Genomic DNA, 25,211 nt, shown 5'->3' with positions numbered 1-25,211 from the left:
ACGCCACGATTCCCATCTTCTTGATCCCAAACGCAACGCCCCCGAGAAAGACGTGACCGACGACGCCAGCGGAGAATCCCCTCAACGCCCTCATGACTCGGGTTCACGAGAGGTCTCGGACGAGATCGACCTAACCAAGTTCGAATGGAACCTTGTCGTTCGATCAACCACCCCGGACGATTTCGAACCACTGATGGAGATCCAGCGCAAATGTTTTCCGGGGATGCCAATGTGGACGGCCGAGCAATTGGCAAGCCAGTTGGAACGTTTTCCCGAAGGCCAAATCGTGATCGAGTGTGATGGCAAAATTATCGCCTCTTGCAGCGCGTTGCTGGTCAATTACGACGACAACTTGGAATGGCACAATTGGCAAAAGATGGCCGATGGCGGGTTCATTCGCAACCATGTGCCTGGCGGTGACACGCTGTACGGGATCGAAATCATGGTCGATCCCGAATATCGCGGGATGCGTTTGTCGCACCGTCTGTACCAGGCACGAAAAGACCTTTGTCGCCGTATGAACGTGGCACGGATCATCGTCGGCGGTCGGATTCCGGGTTACCACAAACATGCCGACCGTTTGACCGCACGTGAGTATGTCGAGAAGGTTGTCGAGAAAGCGATTTACGATCCGGTCTTGTCTCCGCAGATCGCCAACGGTTTCGCGCTGCAGGGACTGATTCCAAACTACTTGCCATCGGATCATCAAAGCGCCGGTTACGCCACCTTTTTGGAATGGAAAAACCTCGAGTTCAATCGAGCGCCAACTCGCCGTTATCGGCACAGCGTTGAACCGGTTCGCATCGGTGCCGTTCAATATCAAATGCGCGCGGTCAAGGATTTCGAAGAATTTGCCCACCAAGCTCGCTACTTCGTCGACGTCGCCGGCGATTACAAATGCGATTTCCTGCTGTTCCCGGAACTGTTCACGCTGCAATTGTTGTCCTGTTTGCCGCCGCAGCGACCGGGCAGTGCGGCGCGGGCGTTATCGGAGTTCACACCGCAGTATTTGGAACTGTTTACCGAGATGGCGATCTCGTTTAACACCAACATCATCGGCGGATCGCACTTTGTGGTCGAAGACGAAACGCTCTACAACATTTCGTACCTGTTCCGTCGCGACGGCAGCATCGAAAAACAATACAAATTGCATATCACGCCGAGCGAACGTCAATGGTGGGGAGTCACCGGCGGCGACAAGGTCGAAGTGTTTGATACCGATTGCGGTCCGATTTCGATCCAAGTCTGCTACGACTGCGAATTCCCCGAAGTCTCGCGGATCGCTGCGGAACGCGGCGCGAACATCGTGTTCGTGCCCTTCAACACCGACACGAAACTCGGTTACCTGCGAGTCCGGTTGTGTGCCCAAGCCCGCTGTATCGAAAATCATATGTATGTCGCGATCGCCGGCTGCACCGGCAATTTGCCATTCGTCGAGAACGCCGACATTCACTATGCCCAATCGGCGATCTTCACGCCGGCAGATGTCACATTTGCGCGTGATGCCATCGGAGCCGAGGCGAATGCCAATGTGGAAATGGTGATCATTCATGATGTCGATCTTGAATTGCTTCGCCGTCACCGCGAAAAGGGTAATGTCACCAATTGGCGAGACCGCCGCACCGACATGTACCACGTCAACTACAAAAACGGCAACGAGGCTCGCCAAATTTGATCCCTCCTCCCATACACCACTTACCGCTCAGCATTCTTGCGCAGCCGAGTGATTCCGATTGCGGGCCGACCTGTCTACACGCGGTCTACAATTACTGGAAAGACGAAATTCCGTTGGAGCAGGTGATCCGCGAGATCGGCCAATTCCGACGCGGTGGTACGCTAGCCGTTCAATTGGCTTGTCATGCGCTCGCACGCGGTTATGACGCCACGATCGTGACGTACAACCTGCAATTTTTTGACCCCACCTGGTTTCCGCCAGGCCGTGTCAACTTGGCCGAAAAGCTAAAAGCTCAATGTGAAGCCAAAATGGCCAAGGACGAACGATTTGAGATTGCAACGGAGTCCTACCTGCGATTCTTGGAACTCGGCGGCAAAGTACAAATGGAACCGCTCGAAGAAAACCTGATCGTACGAACGCTGATTGCCGGCGTGCCGTTATTGAGTGGGCTTAGTGCCACGTTTTTGTATCAAGAATCACGCGAGCGATACCAAGTCCGTGACGAGTCCGGCCGCACCGGGGTCGCCGATGATGTCGCTGGTGAACCGGTCGGGCACTTCGTCGTGCTGTATGGCTACGACGGACAAACCGGACAGGTCATGTTGGCTGACCCGTTGCAGAATAACCCGATCGCCGAAACGCATCTTTACACCGCTCCGTTGTCCCAGGTCGCTGCCGCAGTTTTGCTGGGCATCGCGACCTACGACGCAAACCTATTGATGATTCGCCCACGGAACCACCATCCGGCTGGAAAGGCTGCAGTCAATGTCTGACGTGATTGTCACTGAATCGCAGGCCGGATGGATCGAAGCGATTGATGGTGCCGAGGTTGTCGATCCGCGAGAATATTTGACCGACCCACGTTGGAACCGCCGGCGGGGAATCAAAGTCTATAACCTAGCGAATTCGTATCGCTACCAGAGCTTCGGATACTACGTTTCGCTGTTGGCCGAAGCTCGCGGTCATCGACCGATGCCCAATGTCATGGCAATCCAAGATTTGGCTGGCAAGGCCAATGTGCGGTTGCTATCGCCCGAATTGGATGAATTGATCCAGCATGCGCTTTCGCCGCTGACAAAAGACGAATTTGAACTCAGCGTCTATTTCGGCCGCAACCTGGCGAAACGCTACGACCGTTTGTCACGCGAGCTGTTCAATACGTTCCCATGCCCACTGCTGCGTTTCGAATTCACTCGGCGAAAAGAAAAATGGCGATTGCGACGAGCCGAAGTGATTGGGATCAAATCGGTCCCCCAAGCGCACTGGCCGTTTGTCGCGCAGCAGGCAGAACTGCATTTCGCAGGCCGCGGTGCGGCACGCAGCAAAAAGAATTCGCTGCGATACGACTTGGCCATCCTGCATGATCCCAAAGAAAAAGACCTTGCTCCGTCGGACCCCAAGGCGCTGCAAAAAATGATCAAAGCAGCTGCTTCGGTTGGGATCCGTGCGGAATTATTGACACGCGAAGATGCGGGACGCCTGCTCGAGTTCGACGCGTTGTTCATCCGCGAAACCACGTCGGTCAATCACCACACTTACCGACTCGCCCGCTGGGCCGAACGCGAAGGGTTGGTCGTCATGGATGACCCCCAATCGATCATCCGCTGCACCAACAAAGTCTATCTGGCGGAAATTTTGGAAAAAGCCAAGATCGATGTTCCCAAAACCATCGTGGTGCACCGCCGTAACGCCGACCAAATTGTGCCCACGATTGGATTGCCCTGTGTTTTAAAACGCCCCGACAGCGCGTTTTCCAAAGGGGTGACCAAGGCAGAAACCGAAGCGGATCTGGCCCAAAAACTCGAAGAGATGTTCGAGCATTCCGAATTGGTGATCGCTCAACAGTTCATGCGAACCGACTTCGATTGGCGGATCGGCGTGCTCGATGGACGAGCGTTTTTTGCCAGCAAGTATCACATGGCACGCGGCCATTGGCAGATCGCCAAATACGAAGACGAAGGCAAGCAAACGTTTGGTAAAGCCGAAACGCTGCCCGTCGAATTGGCACCGCGTCGCGCTGTCAACATTGCGGTCAAAGCCGCCAACATCATCGGCGATGGACTGTATGGCGTGGACGTCAAAGAGAGTGATGGAAAGTTCTACATCATCGAAGTCAACGACAATCCCAATCTCGATTCAGGGGTCGAAGACGCGATTCTTCGTGAAGATTTGTATCGCCGAATCATGGAATCGTTTTTGCGACGCATCGAACGTCGTAAAGCGGGAGACAACACACAATGAACGAAGCTGTCAAACGCGGACTCTTTGAAGCGTACGGCATCGAGCTTGAATATGTCATCGTTGACCGCGACGAACTTTCCGTCCGCAGTCAAGCGGATCGCGTCTTGCAAGCGCTCAACTGGGCCGATGGGGATGAGGTTCCCACGGATGATTTCCCATCGGATAGCAGCTCGGGACTTTGCACGTGGTCCAACGAGTTGGCGCTGCATGTGATCGAACTGAAGATCACCGATCCAATCACCAATCTGGTCCGGCTTCCAAGCCAATTCGAAAACGCGGTTCGGGCAATCGATCCGGTGCTTGAGAAAATGGGATTGCGTCTGCTTCCCACGTCGATGCATCCGTGGATGAAACCTGCCACCGAAGCGAAACTGTGGCCGCATGAATGTCATGAGATTTACGAACAGTATCACAAGATTTTCAACTGCCATTCCCACGGCTGGGCAAATGTGCAAAGTGTCCACTTGAATCTGCCCTTTGACGGGGATGAACAGTTTGCCAAATTGCATGCTGCCGTTCGCTTGGTGCTGCCGCTGCTGCCTGCGTTGGCCGCCAGCTCGCCGATCGTCGATTCGCAAATCAGTGGCTGGCATTCGACCCGAATGAAAATGTACATGTCGCATTGCGATCGTGTACCGGAATTGATGGGACCGGTGATTCCCGAACCGCTGTACGACGAAGCCAGCTATCGCCGCGAAATTTTCGGACCAATCGCTAAGGCGATCGCGCCGCTTGATCCCCAGCAGACCATGGAGTGCGATTTTTTAAATGCACGCGGTGCGATCGCTCGCTTCGATCGCGGGTCGATTGAAATCCGCGTGATGGATGTGCAAGAGTACCCGGCGGCCGATGTGTCGATCTGTGCAGCGGTGGTGGCGGTGCTTCGCGCATTGACGCAGCAAAAGTGGTCGGATCTGGAATCGCAAAAACAGATACCAAGCGAGCGTCTGAGAATGCTGCTCACCGCGTGCTCCAAAACAGCCGAACATACTGTCATCCGTGACCAAGAATTTTTGCGTCACTTTGGCATTACCGCCGGCTCGATTCGCTGCGGCGACCTTTGGCAACACTTGGTCCAGACGCTGCGGAGTGAGGATTCTGCGCTGGACAGTTTGATGGCACCGCTGAAAATCATCCTCGATCACGGCACATTGTCGACACGCATTTTGAAACGGCTCGGCGAATCCTTTTCGCACGATGAACTGCAGGACGCCTACGATCAAGTCGCAGATTGCATGCAGCAGTGGCAACCGCTGATCCCATGACAACGACACGCTTTGTGGTGACGTCGGAACATGGCGGGAACGAAGTGCCTGACCGCTATGCGAGCCTGTTTTCATCGCCAGGTGCCAAACGAGATCTCCATAGCCACCGTGGGCACGACCCCGGTTCGCTGCATGCGGCGACGCAGTTGAGCTTGATGCTCGAGTCGCCGTTGATCTTTTCAACCACGACACGGTTGCTTGTCGATCTGAATCGTTCGCTCGATCATCCGCATTTGTTTTCGAAATACACGCGGTCGCAGCCCGAAGCGGAAAAGAGGGCCATTCTAGATGAGTACTTTCACCCGTATCGCAAACGCGTTGAAGACAAAATCCACACGTTGTTGCAAACCTGCGATCGCGTGGTTCATTTATCGATGCACACCTTCACGCCCCGCTTTCGCGGTTCACGCCGGGCCATTGATCTGGGGATCTTGTACGATCCCGAGCGAAGCGAAGAGAATCGATTTTGCCACGAAACGGTAAACCACATGACGTTGCTGGCCCCGCGTCGACGTATTCGTCACAATGAACCCTATCTAGGAATCGATGACGGGCTGACCACCTATCTGAGAACACAGCATCCCGCCCATCGATACGTGGGGATCGAGATTGAAATCAATAATCGTTATGCTCGCTGGCAAGAAAAGCAAAAACAAACTTTGATCACGCAGCTTGCCAGGACATTACAGAATGACTCGTGCGATTTACAAAATTCTTTCTGTCGACCAGTGGACACTCGCGCAAAGTGAAGGTGAGATCCGCGGTGCTCCGATTGATATCGAAGATGGCTTCATTCACCTTTCGGCGCGTGAGCAAGTCGAAGAGACCGCCGCCAAGCACTTTGCCGGACAAGACGACCTTGTTTTGATCGAAGTCGACGAAGCCAAACTTGGCGAGACGCTGCGTTGGGAAGTGTCGCGCGGCGGCGCGTTGTTTCCTCATGTCTATGCAGCGATCCCTTGCTCGGCGATCATTCACGTGTGGCCGCTGCGGTTAAGCGAGAACGGGCAACACCGGTTTCCCTGGACCGCCACTTAATTACCGGCTGCCAACTAAATACCGGCCGCCGCTTAAACAGCGGCAGCTACGGAAACAGCGACTATTTCTTGAACATTGGCAAGATCATGGGGTGACCGTTGTCGACCGCGACATCGCCCGATTGATCGTTTTGACGCGTCGCGTCCGCTACGATTGCCTCGTTGCATGCGACCACCCAATCGCTGATTTGTTGAATGCGTTTACGTTCTTGCTTGGCACCCGATTGCCGAATGCCACCGATCCACAGAATCGTATCGCGAGAGGAAGCTTCACGGATTGCCCACTGAATCGCGCGGCGATCACTTGCAACGAGACGCAGTAGTGCACAATCATTGACGCCATCGAGCACAGCGTGTGACCCAGCCAAAAAATGATCCTTGGATTCCGCAGCACACGTGACAATTGGCTTGTCAGCAAAGCGTTCCAAATGCCGGCCTGCCAAAGCGAGTTCGGCCGGATCGCTGTTTGGATCGATCGCCATCACGCAATACAATCGTCCGCCCGGCTGTTTCATCGAGCGAGCCGCTCGCAGTGCCGAACCAACTTGCTCAGCAGAATTCGCCGAGTCGATGATCACATCGGCACATTCAAACGAACTGAGAACTTGCATCCGCCCTGGAATCTCGCGAAGTTTTCCGAGGTGCTCGACAACTTCATGCAGCGGTTGATTCAGCAGGATGCCAATCGCGGCGGCCGCCGCATGGTTTGACGCCATCGCCGCACCACAGAGCGGAGTTTCCATCACGGCGGTAACCGATTCATTGCTCACCAGCAATGTCGACATGCCACATTCTTGTTCGATCAATTTTGCAGTGACATCGGCTGCGTGACGAACGCCATAGGTAAACGCGTTGGCACCGTGATCGCGAACAGCACGCAACACGCCGGGCGAATCGGCCGAAACCACCACCACGCCGCTGTTGCTCATGCGATCCAGTACGCACTGCAGCCCCGAAGGTCCAAAATCATCGTCGTCTCGAGGCGTGCCGGTAATCACCAACAAATCAAATTCAATCGAATCGTATCGTCCGTGCTTGGCATCTCGTTCGGACAATTCCATCACGGCCGTCTTGGCTCCGGCATCACAACAATCGCCGAGCCACTGGACCAACGCTCCGCCGGCCGGAACCGATTCCGATGCAGTCGATTGCACGACGCCGTCACAGTCGCCCAAGTCGGTTTGGTAGGACGTGCGAAGCCCCAAGTTGCGAAGCAACTGAGAAACCATCAACGACGTGGTTGTCTTTCCCGCTGATCCGTAAACTCCGATCGTCAGCAAACGACGGTCGGGGCGGTTCAAGCGTTTAGCGTTCAGCCCGGCGATCGCCAAATCGACATCCCCCACCACACATTGTGGAAGCGGGCACGGCAGGATCTGTTCGGTCAAAATCCCCGCAGCCCCTCGCGCCAAGGCGGTCGCGATGAATGCCGTTGGTTCTTCGTCCCCGATCGGATAAACCACCAATTCGCCTGGCTCGGCGGTATAGACGTCATCGGCAATCTCGCTGAAGACGACATCCGTTGCCGCAAAGAATTTCGCGTTGGGAATCAGCGCCGCCAACGACCAACGTGCATCGGTGGTCGGTTCGGAGTGGGGTCCAGCATGGGACTCGGCTTGAGCTCCCGCCGCTGTAGCGGATTGAGAAGACTTCGCAGTGGTTACGAACGAAGATTTGACCGCATGACGCATGATGGCCTCCCTGCACATTGCGATGATGATGGTTTCATGGCAAATCCTTTGCCACTCGGAAAAGCGGTCCTCCGCTTCACCGTTGTGCCCGAATTGTTCCCATCACATCGGATCGGTCAATAGGAAAAATATCGTCGTAAATGCTAGCAAATAAAGCAGTTAGGGCTCTTTCACGCGAATGAGCGGAATCGCGATCGAAAAAAGTGCCAAGAATTTTTGCGGACTAGATCAATCCGGCGTCGCGAAGCATCATCTGCAAATCTTCCCAGGCCGCTTTCTTGGCAGCGGGATTTCGCAGCAGGTAGGCAGGATGATAGGTCACAATGACTTTGCTATCAAAATAGGGATGAAACTGACCACGAAGCCGACCGACCGACAATTTGCTGTCCAACAGCGATTGTCCACTGACCGCGCCGAGACAGACGATGTACTCGGGTCGAATCAGCTCAATTTGCCTCTCGAAGTAGGGACGGCAATTCGCGATCTCTTCGGGTTCTGGGTTGCGGTTTCCTGGCGGACGGCATTTGACGGTGTTGAGGATGTAGACCTCTTCGCGAGCAAACTTGCACGCCTGGATCATTTTGGTGAGCAGTTGTCCCGCCTTGCCCACGAACGGACGGCCGCTGCGATCCTCGTCCGCACCGGGGCCTTCGCCAAAAAAGACGACTCGCGCGGCTGCGTTTCCTTCGCCAAACACCGTCTTGGTTCGGCAGCGAACCAGCTGGGGACATCGTTGGCAGCCAGCAACCTCGGTTGCCAACGTCGCCAATTCGCTCTCCCGCTCCACCACTGGCAAACTGGGACCTGGGTAAGGCTTGGCGTGATCGCTTAACAGCGTCGGATTGAGTGCAGGACGACGTGGCGGTTGTTTTGCAGGCCCAACACTCCCCCCCGACGGAGCACCACTCGACGCGGCCACCGGTGCTGGGGCAGTCTTAGCGACAGGGGCTGCGGCACGCGAGGCGGCCGAACCGGCAGCGGCGACCGTTTGAAATCGCGACTTGAGCGACTCAACCGCATCGGCGTTCGGCCGTGGCATCCACTGGACGCCGGCTCGCGCCAAATGATCGGCAAGCGCAGCGGCCTGCATGATCAGTTGATCACGATCGAGCGGGGGTGAAATCTTGTCAGACATAGCGGAGATTCTAACGAATCTAGCTTTGAGCGTCTTCTGGGGCTTTGTGATTTGGGTCGCCGAGAATAGGATTCAGTGCTTAAGCGCATTGTCACATTGTTGTTCCCGTGCCCACGTTAGTTGTTCCCGCACCCCTGTAATCACGAATGCCCGTCCCTCGAGTCGCTATTGTCGGTCGTCCCAATGTAGGCAAAAGCAGCCTATTTAACTGGCTTGCGCGTCGTCGTCTCGCCATCGTCGACGATTACGAAGGCGTCACGCGGGACCGCATGACGACGCTGATCGAAGCGAACGATCGTTTTTTCGAATTGGTGGACACGGGAGGATTAGGCGTTGTCGACGCCGATAATCTGACCGACGACGTTCGCAATCAGATTGAAATTGCGATCAACACCGCCGACGTGATCATGTTGGTGGTCGACGTTCAAACCGGGGTGATGCCGCTGGACGAAGAGGTATCCGAGCGACTCCGCGCGGTCCAGCGTCCGGTGATCTTGGTGGCCAACAAAGCGGATCAATCGCACCAGGACGTTTTGGCCGAAGATTTTCAGCGACTCGGACGTGGGCACCTGATTCGGGTCAGCACGACTCAGAATCGCAACCGCCAAGATTTGCTGGACTTGATTGTCGATCGGTTACCCGAACCGAATGACGAATTGGTCCAAGAACCCCAGATGAAGGTCACGATCGTCGGACGACGAAATGTCGGCAAAAGCACCTTCGTCAACACCTTGGCCGAAGACGATCGCATGATCGTCAGCGAGGTCGCTGGGACCACGCGTGACAGTGTCGATGTGATTTTCGAGATGGACGGCCAGTCCTTTATGGCGATCGATACTCCGGGGCTTCGCAAACGCAAAAGCCAGCGAACCGACCTCGAGTATTACGGGATGCACCGCGCTCAGCGAAGCGTCCGCCGGGCCGACGTCGTTTTAATGTTTTTCGATGCAGGCGAAACGGTCAGCAAAGTCGACAAGCAATTGATGGGTTATGTGATGGAAAATCACAAACCGTGCATCTTTGTGATCAACAAGTGGGACAAGTATCACGGCCAAGTGCCGACCGATCGCTGGGTTCGCTACATCCATGCCCAATTCCCCACGCTGACCTATGCCCCGATTGCATTCATCACCGGACAGACGGGGAAGAATGTCAAAACGTTGCTCAACCACGCGACGATGTTGTTCAAACAGGCGCGGGAACGAGTGACCACGGGACAGTTAAACCGGTTGATTCGTGCGGCCATCGACGCTCATCCACCTGCGATGTACCAAAACCGTCGTCCCAAGATTTACTTTGCCACGCAAGTCGCCACTGAACCGCCGACCGTGGTGTTGATGTGTAGTGAACCCAAGGCATTCAGCGCCGATTACAAGCGTTACTTGCTCGGCGTTTTGCGCGACCATCTGCCGTTTGGCGAAGTGCCGATCAAGATGTATCTGCACCGCCGTCATCGCGAGGGCGACGACGAAGGCGAAGAGGAACCAACGCCGAAACGAGGAAAACGGGGCTAGCCCCATTGGCGATGGGTCAATCCATCAGCGGTTCGAGTCCAAGCGTGTCCATCAGATTGTCCACCGCAAACGGCTTCGCTGCGGCAAACGATTCGCCTGCGGTGACGCTGGCGGCAGCCCCAGTCACGGTGGCCGCCGCGCGGACGCGAGTGACGATGTTCGGTTTGTGTTCGAATTGGGTCTTGTAACACAGGATCGATTCGATCTTCGTTTCGATCGTGTCGCTGATGTCGACAATTTGGTGATACGGATTTCCTGCCAACGTATCCGGTTCCACCGCCAATCGGTAATAAAGTTGCCGCTGGATCGAGTGGACCGGCAAACCGGGAAAGTATTCGTCCCATTTCGTCAGCCGGCTGTAAAACACGGCGGCGTCGGTAATCTGCATCGCTTGCCAATGATCCGGAGACGCCATTGGGGTTTTCTCGCCGAAGCCGATCACGAGCTGCGGCCGATAACGACGAAATTCTCTTGCCAGCGCAACTCGGTGCTCGAAACAGTCGAACAGTCGTCGATTTGGCAGATCCAACTGAATTCGCTTTTTGATACCCAACACCTTCGCGGCGGCCTGGGATTCGAGCAGACGGACTTCCGGACTAGGCGAATTGGGAGTCGGCTCGCCATCGGTCAGATCGATGATGCCAACGCGATAACCCTTGTTCGCGAGTTTGGCCAATGTTCCTCCACAGGCGATTTCGACATCGTCCGGATGGGCGCCGACCGCGATCAGGTCAAGCCGCTCAGGCAAATCGATTGTTTGATCCTGCAACGCTAGATCTCCCTTGCAAGGTGCATGAATTGCGATTGGACTGCTCGACCGCTGCGAGCCGTCCCGACGCAGTGTGCGGATTAGTCGCCGCAGTGACAACCTGGGTTTTGCCTATCGGCAAACCGTTTCAATGCCCCCACAGTAAAAACTGCGGCCGGCCCGTCCGCCCATGCCATCGAGTTTGGGTAGCGGTGCGGGGCCCGCCCGGTTGCGGCAAACAAGGCTACGCCGAGTAAAACGACGACTAAAACGCCTTGAAATCCCTGGTTCCGAAACGCTGCAGGGGCATCTCTACGGATATCAGCACAAATCCTGCTGCTACAACCGGATCGATCGACACAAACTGCCTAGCGAGATAGGCGGATTGCTAAATTCAATCGAGAACCGATCAAGAAAGACGTCTCGGATCTCAGAGTCGAACTAGTCTTTGTTGTGTCAGCGGGACGCAGCACGACACGCGAACAACGCCACCAAAATATTAAGCGTCCCCCCGTGCGAGGCGGGGTCGGTCTTTCGGGATCGGCCTCGCCTTTTTTCGTGGATACACCGTTTCAAACGCATCACCGCAAAACCAGCTGGAAACATTTTTTAAAGTTTTTCCAGCGTGACCGGACGCCTAACTTTGGCACGGTGCTAGCTTTGATGAAGGTAGGGTGACGCCGATTGGGTCAAACGAACCGGTATGCTGAATCAGATTGCAACACCTGTAGCAAAATGCAACACATACAACCGTAAGATTCGACACCCCAACGCGGCGAAACCCCGGTTTTTTCGTAGCAAAACGGAAACCTGGGAAATAGACTCTCTAGTGGGAGAGTGCTTTTCTGCCCTACTTTCCGCTATTCAGAACCAGAACACAGCAAAACGCGTTTTCTGTCACTCGCGAAAGAGATAATCAGATGGAATTGCGACAAGTCGCACTATTCGTTCAACAATCCAGCCCCCGAAAGCTGGCGACCGGTCTGCTGCTAACCGCAGCCATGTGGATTCCGACGGTATCCGCCGACGAACCCTCTAGCGATGGAGGACAAGTTCGCGTGGCGAGCTACAAGATGCCATCGGGCGACGCCTATTTCGCGGCTTCGCTGCAACCGTCCGCGAGCGATTCGCTGCTGGATGCGGTTCGCAAAGCGGATGCCGACGTTGTGGTCGTGGTCGATACCTCGGCGAGCCAGGTTGGCGAATACCGCCGCGATTCGATCGCCGCAATTCGCAGCGTGATCGAACAATTCAGCGCCAGTGACCGCGTTCGATTGTTCGCCGCAGACATTAAAACAGCGGACTTAAGCGGTGACTTCGAATCGCCAAGTTCTTCGCTGACTCAAAACGCCATTGCCAAGTTGGGACAGCGATTGCCTCTGGGCAACACCAACTTGATCACCGTAATCGACTCGCTCCGTGCGACTTTGGTCGGCGAACCCGCCAACCGGACTCGCAGTATCGTCTATATCGGTGATGGATCTTCGCTCGAAGCCAACGCCGACAAGAAGCGATTCGAGGCATTGGTGGATGCATTGCGATCCGATCGCATCTCGGTTCACAGTGTCGTGATCGGTCCTACTGCAAACATCGAAGTGATGGGCATTTTGGCGAATCAAACCGGGGGAGTCCTTGGGGTGGTTGGTGACGCCGAAGAGGCCAGCTCGGTTGCGATTGCACGCCAAGTCGGCGAGTCGGCATCGATGTCACCGATTTGGATTCGCGACGCCAAATTGACCGAGGGCATGAAAACGGTTCAACAAGACCGCTTGCCGCCACTTCGGCTCGACCGCGATTCGATCTTGTTGGGACACATGAAAATGGCCTCGGGGAAGGTTGCCTTCCAATTGATGGGCGAAACGACTGCAGCAAACGTTGCGATCCAAATTGACGGCGAGATCGAAGCGAGTCATCCCGACTTTGCCTTCTTGCCCGGTTTGGTTGACGATTCGGCTGACAACCAAGGCTTGATGTTGGCGACTGCTGGTTCCCCGATGCTGCGTCAAGTTGCGCACGCCTTGGCCGCTCAAGCCGAAGACCTTGTTCGTGCCGGAAACATTGCCGTCAAACAGGGCAACATGCGAGGCGCCAAAGCAATTGCCGAAAAAGCACTCAAAGCCGACCCCAACAATCCCGAAGCCAAAGCGATCGAGACGGTTACCGAAGAAGCAAACACGCTGATCATTCAGAATCCCGCCGATTCGCCGTTTGATGATATCTTCGGTGGCGGTGATGCTCCGATGGATGACGGCGGCGACGTCTTTGGTGGTGATCCGGCTCCCGCAGCCGCCGATGATGTGTTCGGCACCGATGCCGCCGATACGGCAATCGAAAACGATCCAATGGATATTCAAGACGCGCCTGCCGCAGCGGCACCAGCCGAGGTACCGCCTGCTGTAGCACCACGTCAACCCGCACCTCGCGCTGCTCAACCGCGAAACGCGGCGCCGATGCAAGACAACAATTTCTTTGGGCCTGCCGCAGGCGATGACGAACTGCTCGAAACGGGCGGTGCACTGCTGGACCAAGTCGAAGCCGAACAATCGCTTGCCGAAGGGCGTCTGCGTGCTTTGGTCAACTCGCAGCTTCGTGCGGCTCGTCGCCAATTGGTGGTGGATCCGCAAGGTGTTTCCGGATCGCTGAAATCACTGCTTGGCCAGATCGAAGTGACAGCGAACGTCAGCCCTGATGTCCGCAAAGAATTAATGGGCCAAGTTCGCTCGGCAATCCAGCTGGCCAGCAGCAAAGAAGCTCGCTTCATGGATGCTCAAGCCAACCTCGAACAACTGGCCAAAGGCGCCAACGCAACGACCCGTTTGCTTGAGGAAACGTTCCGGAACGAACAATCGCTCAAGACATTGTCCGAGCAAATGAATGCGTTGATCGGCGAAGGCCGTTACGAGGAAGCGGACGGCGAAGTTTCGATTCCGTTTGCTCGTCTAGCCGGAGATACGATCACTCGTGACTCGACCGCCGGACGTCAATTCATTGACTATCCACTGTGGCTGCAAACCTATGCACGCGACCGTCGTTACACCGAGATGCGTGAGCGAAACTTTGTTGATGCCTTCTCGCTAGTGCTCAAAGCGGCGATTCCGTTCGTCGATGAGCCACCGGTTGTTTGGCCCGAAGCCGATGCATGGCAAAAACTCAGTCGACGCCGTATCGAACGCTATGGTGCGATTGAATTGGTCGGCGACAACGATACCGAACGTCGTATCCAAGCCACGCTCAGTGACGAAACAAGCCAGATTTTCGTGGAAACACCGCTGGAAGAAGCGATCCAAAAAATCGCGACCGATCATGACATTCCAATCGTCGTGGATCGACGTGCCTTGGAAGAAATTGGTCTAACTACTGACAGCCCGATCACGATTGAATTGAAAAACGTTTCGCTTCGTTCGTTCATGCGGCTGATGCTTCGCGAACTCGACTTGACCTACATGATCAAGGACGAGGTGATGCAGATCACCACGCAAGAAGCGGCCGAAGAAAACTTGGTGACCAAGGTTTACCCCGTCGGTGACCTTGTCGTTCCTGTGATGCAACTCGGTGGCGGCGGCATGGGCGGCGGCATGGGTGGTGGCATGGGCGGCGGCATGGGCGGCGGCATGGGTGGCGGCATGGGCGGCGGCATGGGCGGCGGCATGGGTGGTATGGGCGGCGGCATGGGAGGCGGCGGTATGTTCGCGGTTCCCGATGACGTTTCGCTGCAGAACAAAACCACCGCATCCGCTTCGGCAAATCCCACGGAAAACGCGGCTTCGGCGACGAAACCGGCTCCCAAAGCCCTGACCCGTTTCGACATCAAGCCGATCCGAATCCAGGTCGCCAAAGGTCAATCCAAAGCAGAAGCGTGGGACCAATTTTTCTCGACGGTCGAAATCGATTCGGCCGAAGACCTCGCGCGTTTGGATCAACGCGTTCGCGAAACCGTGGGCGAGTGGTCGACCAAAGCGTTGAAGTTTCAAGAAAGCGGCAAGACCGAACAAACGGTGGCCTGTTTCACCGAGATGCGTGAGGTCATTGCTGCGGCCATGCGGGCGGGACATGTCCAAACTTGGATGTATCAAGCCTATGCAATTGCCCTGAAAGCCACCAACGCTCCGAAAGAGGAGATCGAACGCACGCTGCTTTCGGCAGTCGATTTCGCTGAGACCCCTGAAGAGGTCTTGCACGTTGCCGCGCGACTCGAAGAGGTCGGCTCTGGTGCGGCGGCACTGGAATTGTGCAAAAAGATTTCCGCACTCGATCCCTATCGACGCGAACCTTATTTGATGGGCCTTCGCATTGCCCAACAACTCGATGACATCGACGCACTGTCGTGGGCCTGCAGCGGTGTGCTAAGCCAAGCATGGCCCGAGAAATTCCAACCGATCGTCGAACAAGCTCGCCTGGTCGCCCGAGCGACTCATAGCGAATTGATTGCCGAAGGCCGTACCGACGAGGCAGAAAAGTTCAGCGAAGCGTTGCGATTGGCCGCTTCGCATGACGCCATCGTTCGTGTTTCGTGGACGGGCGATGCCGATCTAGACCTCGCGGTCGAAGAACCCTCGGGAACGATTTGCGCCATCGACAGCCCCTCTTCGGCAGGCGGTGGGACGTTGCTGGGTGATTCGTTCCCCGGACGTGGCGACGATGAACTTGGAACCGTTTCGGAAACCTACCTCTGTCCCAAAGGCTTTACTGGGAAATACCGTCTGCTGATTCGCAAGGTTTGGGGTGACGTTTCCACCGGCAATGCAACCGTTGAAATCATCACCGACGTCGGACGTCCGAGCCAACGCTACATTCGCGAAGACATTCCGATTGGGACTCAAGACGCCATGGTTGTTTTCGAAGTCAAAGAGGGACAACGCAAAGAGGATGTCGCTGCAGCTCAGCTCGCACACCTGCGTGACGTGCAACGCGATATGAATCACGACGCACTCGCTCAGTTTGCGGGTGATGGTTCCGACGCCGCACAAGTCTTGCAGAACTTGTTCAATGACATCCAATCCTTGACTGGCGGCAGCGTTGGAGGCGGAGTCGTAGGTGGTGGCAACTTAGGGGGCCTAGGTCGCTTCAACCGCGGTGCTGTGGGTTTCCAACCCGAAATCACCCAGCTCCCCGAAGGTGCCTCGGTTTCCACCCTGGCGATCATCTCGGCAGACCGCCGTTACGTGCGGATCAGCCCGGTCCCGACGTTCTCGCAAATCGGTGACGTGCGAACGTTCAACTTTGTCGAAGGCGAAGGCGGGACGGACGCGGGTGGTGGCGTCGGTGGCGGCATCGGTGGCGGCGGTTTCCAATAGGAAACAAGCTAAGGTTGACAGCGAATGCCCAACGTTTCTAACGTTGGGCAAAATAACCTCGAATGTCTCTAACTTAGCGGTCTTGCCACGTCAGGACGATGGATCGGAATGCCGCAATTGCTCGCAACGGAATGCGTGACCGATGATCTTTGCACTCATCAGGGTGCAAAATCGGTCGTCGCGCGCTTTGACTGCGATGGCCGTGACATCTGTACTTCGACATCGGATACGTTGTTGTTCGATGTCTCGAATCATCGATCGGCTGCCAACGGAGGTTGGCTTCTTTGCTTGCTGGTTCTGCTTGGATTCGCGACCGGGTGCACGTCCACTCGATACGTTTCGAGCCGTTCGATCCGCGAAAATCCGCTCGCCTCCAATCTAAACTTGGTGGCCTTCCGCGGCCCCGAGATCAGCGAGCGAACATGGCACACGCTGGATCGGTTTGGATTAAAAGACCAATACGCAGCCGATCACAACAAATGCTTTTCCAAGATCCGCCAAACGATCAACGAGTCGCCTGACTCCGAATTGGTCTACGCATTAAGCGAGCTTTCGTACGTCGAAGGCAAAAAGGCGGAACGCAGCGGTGATCTGATGCATGCGCTGAATCACTATGGAATTGCCCTAACCAATTCCTACGATTACCTGTTTAGCGACGATCTAGAGATCACTCGCAACGCATTTGACCCGCAATTTCGCGCGGCATGCGACCTGTACAACGAATCGCTCGAAGACACGCTGCGAATCCTGTGCAGCGAACACCGCATCGAACCTGGCAGCACTTACACGATCTCGACGCCAGACCGCGAATTTATCGTCCGCACCGAAATGCGGGGCAAATGGAAACCCGAAGAGTTTGACCGATACGAATTTGTCAGCGACTTTGATATCGAAACGCTCAACAATCGCCACACCACCTATGGTCTAGGCGTCCCGCTGATTGCGGTTCGAAAACCGGCGGACAACGACGATCCGCGAGAACGCTACTACCCATCGGGGTTGAGCTATGCCGTTTCGGCAATGATGCGTTGCCCGACCAGCAATTCGGGCGATGGCGAATCCGCAACACGAGCGGGCGAATCCGCAACTTGCGTGCTGGAATTCTTTGATCCACTCGAAGCCAACCAAATTGAAATCGCTAACCAGTGGGTCCCGCTGGAAACCGATCTCACCACCCCGTTGGCCTACTTTCTTGACAGTCCCGAATTTCGCAAACGCAATCATGCGACCGAAGGATTGTTGGATCCCGACGGGTCTCAAGAACGGCGAGGCATTTACATGCTCGAACCATACGACCCCAATCGCATTCCGGTGTTGATGGTACACGGGCTGTGGTCGAGTCCGTTGACGTGGATGGACATGTTCAATGACCTTCGCAGCTTCCCTGAGATCCGCGAACGATACCAATTCTGGTTCTACCTCTATCCATCAGGCCAACCATTTTGGATCAGCGCACAGCAGCTTCGCACTGACTTAGCATCCATGCGGAACTCATTTGACCCCGGCCATCGCGACCAAGCGGTCGACAACATGGTATTGGTCGGCCACAGTATGGGCGGACTCGTCAGTCGTTTGCAAACGATGGACAGTGGCGACGATTTTTGGAAGATCGTTAGCGACCAGCCCGCGGATAAGCTGAAAGGCGCCCAAGAGGACCGCGTCAAACTGGTAAGCACACTGTATTTCAAACCCAATCAATCGGTCAGTCGCGTGATCACGATTGGGACCCCGCACCGCGGAAGTGATTTTTCGAACGATTACACGCAGTGGTTGGCCCGGAAATTTATCAAGCTGCCTCAGATGTTTGTCTCGACCGGCCAGCGTTTGACACGTGAAAATCCAGACTTCTTTCGTGATACAAAGTTGTTGACTGCGGTCAACGCCGTCGATTCGCTGTCGTCGAGATCACCGATCTTCCCGGTCATGTTGCGAGCGAAGAAGTCGCCGAACGTCAAATTCCACAACATCATCGGTGTCTTGGAAAAACCGCCGCTGTTGGGTCCAAAGTCTCGCCAAAACGATGGAGTCGTCGAGTACGCGAGCGCTCACATGGACGATGTGGAAAGTGAAATCATCGTGGATGCCGAGCACACTCGCATTCACATGACGGGGAAAGCGATTTTCGAAGTTCGCCGTATCTTGCTCGAACATCTTCGTGAGGTCGACTCGCGTGACCGCATTGCCACCGGTCCCGCTGCCACCGGCCCCACCGAACGACCGGTCCATGCTGCGGACGCCTACCGACGCTAATGCGGGCAAGCCGATTTCGGCAGGCGTTCTCTCGATCCGCAGACCGGCTCATTGAGCAATCCCCACATTCACATCGGTTGGCAAGAATGCTGCCAAGGGGGCCGCGTTTTTACGCACCGATTTGCTGCTGACGGGAACTCGCGTCATATAGACTTGGCCGGACAACGCGTTCACCCGATTGGTGGTCTCGGTGGACGTTTTTGTCGCAGTGGGATTAGAAGTCGACTGACCTCGTCGTTTGGCAGCGTGCTTTTTCGAGCGACCGGTGACCATGGTTGGATGGGCAAAGGCTTCTTCACGTTCGCTCAGCGGATTCTCGTCCACCGAGTCATCAGCGGCGAGCGTTTCGTCCAATGCTTCGAGTTCTGCACGAATCACACGAATGTCGCGGGGCGCTTCGATGCCAATTCGCACCGTGTTTCCTTGCACTCGAATCAGCGTGATGGTGATGTCGTTGCCGATTTGAATCTTTTCGTCAAGTTTGCGAGTTAAAACCAACATGGCAGTATCCTTTGCGTTTGTATTCGTCGTCGAAAAAAGGTGAATTGCTACCGTTTCGAGTCCTTGTCAGATCCGTCTTGGCAACGGAAAAGGGTTAATGCACTAGCCGTGCCAAAGCCACAAACAAAAACCAAAAGACTGCCGTAACCCCTTTGCCACAAACAACATAAACAACAACCGGACTACTCTGATTTTCTTGCCGCCGGCCAGGTTTGGGAAGGATTTACAAATCGTTTGAACTTCGTTTCCATTGCCGCGTGACGAGTCGGAACCACGCCGTCGGCAACAAAACTTTCAGTCTTGAGTCGAAATAGGAATTTTTCCTATGTTCGCACTCGAAGGCACTATCGCTTGAGAATTGCAGTTGTGTGCTGCTGTTGTTTACTTCTCGGCGATGTCAACGATCACAGTCGGTTCAAAGGAGTGACCGCCATGCCTCTAACATCCCAACAACTCAAGCAGTGGATGAGTTCGCTGCTTCGCGTCGGCCTCTACCTGACTCTATTGCTGAGCATTTCAACGACATTCAATGGCCAACGGGCGTCGGCTCAAGATACGGCGAACGATGTCGTTGCGGTCGTCAATGCGGATCCGATCACTCGCAAAACGCTGAACGAGGAATCTTTGCGTCGCTACGGCAAGGATGTTCTCGAGAACATGATCAACCGCCACTTGATTCTTCAGGCGTGCAAGACACACGGAATTGAGGTCACGTCGACCGAAGTCCGCGAGGAAATCAATCGCATCGCGTCCAAGTTTGGGCTCTCGATGCAGGCCTATCTGCAATTGCTGCAAGAAGAACGCGACATTCAACCCGATCAATACAGCCGTGAAATCGTTTGGCCGATGTTGGCGCTGCGTCGGCTGGTCGCGGATCGCGTGCAGGTCACCGACGAAGAATTCAACAAGGCATTCATTTCGCAATTTGGCGAAGCGGTCAAATGTCGTTTGATCATGATGGCAAGCAAGTCGGACGCAGAATCGCTGCGTCAGCAAGCGGTTGCCCATCCCGATCAATTTGCGGCGTTGGCCAAACAGCACAGCGAAGACGAAGCGAGTGCAAGCGTGGGCGGATTGATTCCGCCGATCCGCCGCTATACCGGTGACACTCGCTTGGAAGAAGCCGCATTTGCCTTGCAAGACAACCAAATTTCGCCCGTACTGCAGCTCGGCGATCAATGGATTTTTCTGCAAGCGGTCCGTCGTTTACCGGCGACCACGCCATCGCCTCAAGCGATGCCAAGCATTCGTGCTCAAATCAATGACCGTATTCGTGATGAAAAAATGCGAGGGGCCGCGACGGAACTCTTTGCTCAGCTTCAAGCCGAATCCCAAGTGGTCAACGTGTTAGGTGACGCTGAAAAATCCAAGCACTATCCTGGGGTGGCGGCAATCATCAACGGGCAACAAGTCAGTTTGGCCGCCGTTGCAGCGGAGTGCACAAAACGTCATGGCGGCGAAGTGCTTGAAGGTGAAATCAATCGCAAACTGCTCACGCAAGCGTTGAAACAAGCGAACAAAAAGGTCGAAGACGTCGATCTTCAACAAGAAATTCAACGGGCTGCGGCAAGCTTTGGCTTCGTCACTGCCGACGGTCAACCCGACGTCCAAGCGTGGATCCAATCGGTGACCTCGGATGGAACAACGACCCAAGATCTATATATTCGCGATGCGGTTTGGCCAAGCGTCGCGCTGAAAAAGCTTGTCGAAGACTCCGTTTCACTGAACGAACAAGACATCCAGCAAGGATTCGAATCAGCCTACGGGCCTCGCGTCGAAGTCTTGGCGATCGTGTTAGCCGATCAACGAAGTGCCCAGAAAGTTTGGGAGATGGCGCGTGATAACCCCACCGACACCTTCTTTGGAAAATTGGCCGAGCAGTACAGCATTGAACCGGTTTCGGCCAGCAACATGGGCAAGGTGCCTCCGATTCGCAAGCACGGCGGTCAACCCGCAATCGAACGCGAAGCCTTCGCGATGAAACCGGGTGATCTAAGCGGGATCGTCGTCACCGGCGACAAATACATCATCCTGCGATGCCAAGGTTACACCGAACCGGTCGTCAAGCAGCTTGAAGATGTTCGCTCGGAATTGGTTCGCGACTTGTCCGAGAAAAAACTGAACTTGGCGATGAACGTTCGCTTCGACGAGTTGAAATCGGCCGCCGAGATCGACAATTTCTTTGCCGCGGCCAAAGAATTGCCCAAGATGGCAAAGGCGCCACAGGCCGAAAAGAAATAGTGCACATCGGAATCCAACCTGCCTTTGAACGGGCAAATTAAGGTTTCATTTCAAGCCCAGCCGCGATGGCTGGGCTTTTTTTATCGACTGAGCGAGACGGTGGGCCCGCTGAAAAGGCCCGCATGCCGTCGTTTTGACGCGTCCCCCGCCTCATTTCTTGTTGCCACGAACCGATAACCCCTGGGCGATTGTCGGTGTCTGGTCGACAATACCTCTAAACCTGCAGCGAAGTCCCTCGGCGGCCTTCCACTGGGTTTTGATTTTTCCGATCCGATCATACCTTTTGGCTTGAATGACATGAGTCAACCTTTTGACGCTGACACCCCCAACATTGACGCACCCGCCATCGCACCGTTGACGACCGATCCGGTTCCCGAGCCGTTTGAGGTAAAATTTGCCTCGCGCGTCGACCGGCTTCCGCCCTACATGTTCGGGCGAATCAACAATTCGCTGTACCAAAAACGACGTGCCGGGGACGACGTGATCGATCTTGGAATGGGCAACCCGTCCGATCCGCCAGACCCGACCGTGATCCAAAAACTGCACGACGCCGCCTCGGATCCCGGCAACCATGGCTACAGCAAGTCCAATGGGATTGCGAATTTACGCAAAGAAGTCGCAAGCAAGTACAACCGTCAATACGGTGTACGGCTTGACCCCGATTCGGAAATCATCGCCTGTCTGGGCAGCAAAGAGGGGTTCTCGCACATGTGTTTGGCGCTGATGGGGCCTGGCGATACTGCCATGATCCCTTCGCCCTATTTCCCTGTGCACATGTACGGCGTCATTTTGGCCAGCGGTAATGTGGTCGCGCTGGATGTGGCTGATCCCGATCGTTTTTTACGCAACGTTGCGTACACCTGCGAACACATGGCTCCCAAGCCCAAAATCTTGATCGTCAATTACCCGCACAACCCCTCCTCTGCGGTGATCGAACCGGACTTCTTTGTCGAAGTCGTGCGGCTGGCCAAGAAATACAAGTTCATGGTCATTCATGACTTTGCCTATGCCGACGTCGCGTTTGACGGTTATCAACCGCCGAGCTTCTTAAGTGCTCCGGGAGCCAAGGATGTGGGCGTTGAGTTCACCACCATGAGCAAGGGGTACAACATGGCAGGATGGCGAGTCGGTTTTTGTGCTGGAAATTCCGAGATGATTCGGGGCCTTGGCACGATCAAGGGCTACTACGACTACGGAATGTTCCAAGCCATTCAAATCGCGGCAATCGTCGCGCTGCGAGAAACCGAGGCGAGCGTCGAGAAACAATCGATGATCTATCAAGGCCGACGCGACGTGTTGGTCAGCGGACTGCGGCGTCTGGGATGGAATCTAACACCGCCCAAAGCCGGCATGTTCGTCTGGGCCGAGGTCCCCGAACCTTGGAAAAGCAAGATGAGCACGATGGACTTTGCCATGAAATTGCTCGAAGAGGGCAATGTCGCAGTCAGCCCTGGCAGCGGATTTGGTAACGCCGGCGAAGGCTACCTGCGAATGTCGTTGGTCGAAAACGAGCAGCGACTCCGTCAAGCGGTCCGCCAGATTGCGAAGTGTTTATCCACCTCGGGGGCCCCCACCTCCAACGCGACGACCTAGGTCTGCGGCGGTAGCAAAAACGCAAATTTGAGTTCGGGTGCGGGTGCCGATTCCCGCACATCGAACATTGTTCGGGTATCCTGGTTTGGTTGTTTCCCACCAAACGTTTCCTACCAAACCAGGATTCCCGCGATGCCATTTCGATTCGTTGCCTCTTTGGCAACCCTCGTCTTTCTTGCGGCGACCTTAGCGGTCGTCACCCCATCAGTGTTCGGCGCGGACACTTCGATCCAACATCGTGTGCTGATTCAAGGCAACGGCAAACTCGCCGTGGTCGAACCGGATGGCCAAATCAGCTGGGAAATGCCCTGGGGCGGCATTCACGATTTGCACGTCTTGCCCAACGGCAACTACTTGACGCTCAAAGGCAGCGACAAAGTGGTCGAGATCAATCCCCAAACCAAGCAAGTGGTTTGGCAATATGACGCCGGCGTGCGCAATGGCAACGAGGGCAAACGCATCGAAATCCACGCGGCAGCGATGATTGATCACGATCGATTCATGGTGGCCGAGTCTGGTGCCGCTCGCATCATCGAGATCGATCGGGAGGGAAACCTGTTGAAGGAAATTCCGTTGGTCGTCGACCATCCCAATCCGCACACCGACACTCGGCTTGTTCGCCGTCTCGAAAACGGAAACTACTTGGTAGCTCACGAGGCTGACGGCACCGCCCGCGAATACGATCGAGAATCCGGCAAGGTCATTTGGGAATACAAGGTTCCGATGTTTGGCAAGCAGGCCAAGCGCGGGCATGGTCCCGAAGCGTTTGGCAATCGCTTGTTTGCAGCGATCCGTCGCCCCAATGGGAATACTTTGATCGCGACCGGCAATGGACACAGTGTGATCGAGGTGACGCCGCAGAAAAAGATCGTTTGGCAGATCCACCAAAACGACTTGCCCTCGATTCGATTGGCGTGGGTCACCACGTTGGACGTCTTAGACAATGGCAACATCGTCATAGGAAATTGCCACGCCGGGCCCAACCAACCGCAGATCATCGAGCTCGATCCTGCAACCAACCAAGTGGTTTGGACCTTCGAACGTTTCGACGAATTTGGCAACGACGTCTCCAACACGCTGCTTTTGGACCAGCGGTCGACGACGACTCGGTAAGCGGAAAGCGATGATTTAGCCGACCGACTGCGGATTGCTGTGGACCGTAGCAGACAAAGTGAGCTCCGAGTGAGCTCCGGAAACTCAAATCTGCGATGCGAAAAGAGAAAGCTGGGCCCCAACTAGCGAAAATCCGCAACGCTAAACGATGCGTATTTTAGCGAAAATACCGCGGTAAAACGACAGTCTGATGATGACAGCATGAAGAAGACGAAAAGAAATCTACGGAAAACGGTAAAAGGCTATTGCCATCAACAGCGATGCCCTATATCTTCCCGCCTCACTTGAAACGTGACACGCAGCAACGCGAGTCACACGGGCAAAATAGCCTCTTGGCGAACCGCTCAAATTCAAGTGAAAATCAAGAGAAGTCTTAAACAACTTTTTTTGAAAACAGCGGTTGACTGGCCGCTTCGAGACTCTAAGATACCGAGCCTTGAACGAAAGCAAACCTCGCACGGCAAACACTTTAAGTGCTCCTTGCGAACGACACTTTCACTCAGTAAGTTTTGTGAAAACAAAATTAAAAAACGCTCTTGCGAGCCACGCGGTCAAACGCTAAGCTTCGCCGGAGACGAGCCCGGGAAAGCCGGGCCTATAGATCTTTGACAATTTGGTGATGAAACTTCTGTTGAGTTCAGATGCGAGGCCATTCCTCGGCACTGCTTGCTGTTGATGCGAGACGGTGTCGAAAAAATTGGCGAATCGCTGAGGGTCTTTACCGAGGCCCTCAGAGCAGAATCAACTTTCGGTTTTAACTTTGCTTTCTCCCGGTCAGCTTGCTGGCTGGTGAATCAATACAAAATTGAAGGGTTTGATCCTGGCTCAGAATGAACGTTGGCGGCGTGGATTAGGCATGCAAGTCGTACGAGAACTCCAATTAGCTTGCTAAGAGGAGGGACAGTGGCGAAAG

General features: G+C 55.1%; 16 protein-coding genes and 1 rRNA gene. 13 read left to right on the top strand and 4 right to left on the bottom strand.

Annotation, left to right across the window (positions count from 1 at the left end):
* Window positions 1-124 precede the first annotated feature (124 nt).
* From ABEA92_RS19405 to ABEA92_RS19380, 6 genes are read left to right on the top strand one after another with little or no spacing between them, the layout of a single operon-like run.
* Window positions 125-1,675, top strand: a complete 1,551-nt coding sequence (locus tag ABEA92_RS19405) for a GNAT family N-acetyltransferase (protein WP_345685712.1) — start codon at window positions 125-127, stop codon at window positions 1,673-1,675.
* Window positions 1,672-2,448, top strand: a complete 777-nt coding sequence (locus ABEA92_RS19400) for a cysteine peptidase family C39 domain-containing protein (protein WP_345685511.1) — start codon at window positions 1,672-1,674, stop codon at window positions 2,446-2,448. Before ABEA92_RS19405 ends, ABEA92_RS19400 begins: the two co-directional genes overlap by 4 nt.
* Window positions 2,441-3,916, top strand: a complete 1,476-nt coding sequence (locus ABEA92_RS19395) for a RimK family protein (protein WP_345685510.1) — start codon at window positions 2,441-2,443, stop codon at window positions 3,914-3,916. The genes ABEA92_RS19400 and ABEA92_RS19395 overlap by 8 nt, the downstream gene beginning before the upstream one ends.
* Complete coding sequence (locus ABEA92_RS19390; protein ID WP_345685509.1) at window positions 3,913-5,181, top strand: glutamate-cysteine ligase family protein; 1,269 nt, start codon at window positions 3,913-3,915, stop codon at window positions 5,179-5,181. Before ABEA92_RS19395 ends, ABEA92_RS19390 begins: the two co-directional genes overlap by 4 nt.
* The gene (locus tag ABEA92_RS19385) at window positions 5,178-5,930 is read left to right on the top strand and encodes an N-formylglutamate amidohydrolase (RefSeq protein ID WP_345685508.1); all 753 of its coding nucleotides are present in this window, start codon (window positions 5,178-5,180) and stop codon (window positions 5,928-5,930) included. The genes ABEA92_RS19390 and ABEA92_RS19385 overlap by 4 nt, the downstream gene beginning before the upstream one ends.
* Window positions 5,872-6,219, top strand: a complete 348-nt coding sequence (locus tag ABEA92_RS19380; protein WP_345685507.1) for a DUF952 domain-containing protein — start codon at window positions 5,872-5,874, stop codon at window positions 6,217-6,219. The genes ABEA92_RS19385 and ABEA92_RS19380 overlap by 59 nt, the downstream gene beginning before the upstream one ends.
* A 61-nt stretch (window positions 6,220-6,280) precedes the next feature.
* Here ABEA92_RS19380 and ABEA92_RS19375 read toward each other — a convergent pair whose 3' ends face one another.
* Both ABEA92_RS19375 and ABEA92_RS19370 read right to left on the bottom strand, forming a co-directional pair.
* Window positions 6,281-7,909, bottom strand: a complete 1,629-nt coding sequence (locus tag ABEA92_RS19375) for a Mur ligase family protein (protein WP_345685506.1) — start codon at window positions 7,907-7,909, stop codon at window positions 6,281-6,283.
* A 223-nt stretch (window positions 7,910-8,132) separates the two neighbouring features.
* Window positions 8,133-9,044 carry a uracil-DNA glycosylase gene (locus ABEA92_RS19370; RefSeq protein WP_345685505.1) on the bottom strand — a complete coding sequence of 304 codons (912 nt, stop codon included), beginning with the start codon at window positions 9,042-9,044 and terminating at the stop codon, window positions 8,133-8,135.
* A gap of 146 nt (window positions 9,045-9,190) precedes the next feature.
* Between ABEA92_RS19370 and der the strand changes: the two genes are divergently transcribed.
* A complete protein-coding gene (der, locus tag ABEA92_RS19365) occupies window positions 9,191-10,558 on the top strand; it encodes a ribosome biogenesis GTPase Der (RefSeq protein ID WP_345685504.1) in 1,368 nt (455 codons plus the stop codon).
* Window positions 10,559-10,574: 16 nt separating this feature from the next.
* Here der and ABEA92_RS19360 read toward each other — a convergent pair whose 3' ends face one another.
* A complete protein-coding gene (locus ABEA92_RS19360; protein WP_345685503.1) occupies window positions 10,575-11,327 on the bottom strand; it encodes a PIG-L family deacetylase in 753 nt (250 codons plus the stop codon).
* 899 nt (window positions 11,328-12,226) lie between these two features.
* On the opposite strand from ABEA92_RS19360, the gene ABEA92_RS19355 reads away from it, so the two are divergent.
* Window positions 12,227-16,600 carry a hypothetical protein gene (locus ABEA92_RS19355; protein ID WP_345685502.1) on the top strand — a complete coding sequence of 1,458 codons (4,374 nt, stop codon included), beginning with the start codon at window positions 12,227-12,229 and terminating at the stop codon, window positions 16,598-16,600.
* A 108-nt stretch (window positions 16,601-16,708) separates the two neighbouring features.
* Window positions 16,709-18,850 carry a hypothetical protein gene (locus ABEA92_RS19350; protein ID WP_345685501.1) on the top strand — a complete coding sequence of 714 codons (2,142 nt, stop codon included), beginning with the start codon at window positions 16,709-16,711 and terminating at the stop codon, window positions 18,848-18,850.
* A gap of 48 nt (window positions 18,851-18,898) precedes the next feature.
* Here the strand turns inward: ABEA92_RS19350 and ABEA92_RS19345 are convergent, their stop codons facing one another.
* Window positions 18,899-19,351, bottom strand: coding sequence for a carbon storage regulator (locus ABEA92_RS19345; RefSeq protein ID WP_345685500.1), 453 nt, complete (start codon window positions 19,349-19,351; stop codon window positions 18,899-18,901).
* A 432-nt stretch (window positions 19,352-19,783) separates the two neighbouring features.
* Between ABEA92_RS19345 and ABEA92_RS19340 the strand changes: the two genes are divergently transcribed.
* The 4 genes from ABEA92_RS19340 to ABEA92_RS19325 form a co-directional block, all read left to right on the top strand.
* Window positions 19,784-21,592: a peptidylprolyl isomerase gene (locus tag ABEA92_RS19340; RefSeq protein ID WP_425572463.1), complete on the top strand. Its 1,809-nt coding sequence runs from the start codon at window positions 19,784-19,786 to the stop codon at window positions 21,590-21,592.
* 297 nt (window positions 21,593-21,889) lie between these two features.
* Window positions 21,890-23,185 carry an aminotransferase class I/II-fold pyridoxal phosphate-dependent enzyme gene (locus tag ABEA92_RS19335; protein ID WP_345685499.1) on the top strand — a complete coding sequence of 432 codons (1,296 nt, stop codon included), beginning with the start codon at window positions 21,890-21,892 and terminating at the stop codon, window positions 23,183-23,185.
* A 132-nt stretch (window positions 23,186-23,317) separates the two neighbouring features.
* A complete protein-coding gene (locus tag ABEA92_RS19330) occupies window positions 23,318-24,298 on the top strand; it encodes an outer membrane protein assembly factor BamB family protein (RefSeq protein ID WP_345685498.1) in 981 nt (326 codons plus the stop codon).
* 802 nt (window positions 24,299-25,100) lie between these two features.
* Window positions 25,101-25,211 (top strand): 16S ribosomal RNA (locus ABEA92_RS19325); the annotation flags it as partial.

The organism is Novipirellula caenicola (assembly GCF_039545035.1).
In the GTDB taxonomy this organism is placed as follows: domain Bacteria; phylum Planctomycetota; class Planctomycetia; order Pirellulales; family Pirellulaceae; genus Novipirellula; species Novipirellula caenicola.
This window is presented reverse-complemented; position numbering and strand designations above follow the sequence as displayed.

Coding starts and splice junctions, on each gene's coding strand:
- ABEA92_RS19385 (WP_345685508.1), top strand. CDS start 5,178: ATGACAACGACACGCTTTGTGGTGACGTCGGAACATGGCGGGAACGAA.
- ABEA92_RS19375 (WP_345685506.1), bottom strand. CDS start 7,909: ATGCGTCATGCGGTCAAATCTTCGTTCGTAACCACTGCGAAGTCTTCT.
- ABEA92_RS19390 (WP_345685509.1), top strand. CDS start 3,913: ATGAACGAAGCTGTCAAACGCGGACTCTTTGAAGCGTACGGCATCGAG.
- ABEA92_RS19345 (WP_345685500.1), bottom strand. CDS start 19,351: ATGTTGGTTTTAACTCGCAAACTTGACGAAAAGATTCAAATCGGCAAC.
- ABEA92_RS19355 (WP_345685502.1), top strand. CDS start 12,227: ATGGAATTGCGACAAGTCGCACTATTCGTTCAACAATCCAGCCCCCGA.
- ABEA92_RS19340 (WP_425572463.1), top strand. CDS start 19,784: ATGCCTCTAACATCCCAACAACTCAAGCAGTGGATGAGTTCGCTGCTT.
- ABEA92_RS19335 (WP_345685499.1), top strand. CDS start 21,890: ATGAGTCAACCTTTTGACGCTGACACCCCCAACATTGACGCACCCGCC.
- ABEA92_RS19395 (WP_345685510.1), top strand. CDS start 2,441: ATGTCTGACGTGATTGTCACTGAATCGCAGGCCGGATGGATCGAAGCG.
- ABEA92_RS19330 (WP_345685498.1), top strand. CDS start 23,318: ATGCCATTTCGATTCGTTGCCTCTTTGGCAACCCTCGTCTTTCTTGCG.
- ABEA92_RS19380 (WP_345685507.1), top strand. CDS start 5,872: ATGACTCGTGCGATTTACAAAATTCTTTCTGTCGACCAGTGGACACTC.
- ABEA92_RS19350 (WP_345685501.1), top strand. CDS start 16,709: ATGCCGCAATTGCTCGCAACGGAATGCGTGACCGATGATCTTTGCACT.
- der (WP_345685504.1), top strand. CDS start 9,191: ATGCCCGTCCCTCGAGTCGCTATTGTCGGTCGTCCCAATGTAGGCAAA.
- ABEA92_RS19370 (WP_345685505.1), bottom strand. CDS start 9,044: ATGTCTGACAAGATTTCACCCCCGCTCGATCGTGATCAACTGATCATG.